Source organism: Actinoplanes sp. NPDC020271 (genome assembly GCF_044388125.1).
In the GTDB taxonomy this organism is placed as follows: domain Bacteria; phylum Actinomycetota; class Actinomycetes; order Mycobacteriales; family Micromonosporaceae; genus Actinoplanes.
This window is the reverse complement of record NZ_JBIRWQ010000096.1, coordinates 1-1,028: the sequence shown is the minus strand read 5'-3', so window position 1 is coordinate 1,028 and position 1,028 is coordinate 1. Positions and strand designations below refer to the sequence as shown.

General features: G+C 67.2%; 1 protein-coding gene. It reads left to right on the top strand.

All coding sequences use genetic code 11. The features are described 5' to 3' along the window. Nucleotides 1-113 precede the first annotated feature (113 nt). The gene (locus tag ACH442_RS48080) at nt 114-1,028 is read left to right on the top strand and encodes an IS5 family transposase (protein WP_396344937.1); all 915 of its coding nucleotides are present in this window, start codon (nt 114-116) and stop codon (nt 1,026-1,028) included.

Below are 1,028 nucleotides of genomic sequence, written 5' to 3'. Positions count from 1 at the left end.
CTAGGCCGTGTTTCGTAGGGCGCCGATGTTGCGGCGTGGCGGTGATCGATAACTGAAGAGGTCTCCGGTATTTGGTTCAAGCGACCAAGCCAGAACTTCACACCGGAGACCTCGTGCCGAGCGTAGCGGCAGCGAGGCGACACGACTTGACCGACGTGCAGTGGGCGGTGCTCGAACCGTTGCTGCCTGCCGGAACGGCTCGTAGTCGGCCACGCAGATGGACGATGAGACTGATCATTGACGGGATCCGATGGCGGGTCCGGACCGGGTCACCATGGCGGGACGTGCCCGAGGTGTATCCGCCCTGGCAAACCCTGTATCGCTGGTTCCGCCGCTGGCAGCGCGACGGCGTCTGGGCGCAGATCCTCGCTGGGTTGCAGGCCAGGGCGGACGCCGCCGGATTGGTCGGCTGGACGGTGAGCGTGGACTCCACGATCAGCCGGGCTCATCAGCACGCGGCCGGAGCCCGCCACGACGGCTACCGCCAGAAGGAGCCACCCGGCGGTACGCAGACCGAGCCGGCAGATCATGGACTCGGCCGCTCCCGTGGTGGGTGGACCACGAAGACACACCTGGCCTGCGAACAAGGCCGCAAACTGTTGGCCGTGGTGGTGACCGCCGGTCAGCGAGGCGACAGTCCTCAGTTCATCCCCGTGCTCGCGAAGGTGCGGGTTGCCCGTACCGGCGGTGGCCGTCCGCGCACCCGGCCGGACATCGTGCTGGCCGACAAGGCGTACACGTCGAAGGCCAACCGGGCCCACCTACGATCCCGCGGCATCCGAGCCTGCATTCCGAGCAAGGCCGACCAGGACGCCCACCGCAAGGCCAGAGGATCGAAAGGCGGGCGCCCGCCTGCCTTCGACCCCGACCTCTACCGGCTGCGTCACGCCGTGGAGTGCGGCATCAACCAGCTCAAACAGCACCGCGCCATGGCCACGCGATACGACAAACTCGCCGTCCGCTACGAAGCCACCCTCACCATTGCCGCCATCAACCAGTGGCTCCGAGCGCTACGAAACACGGCCTAG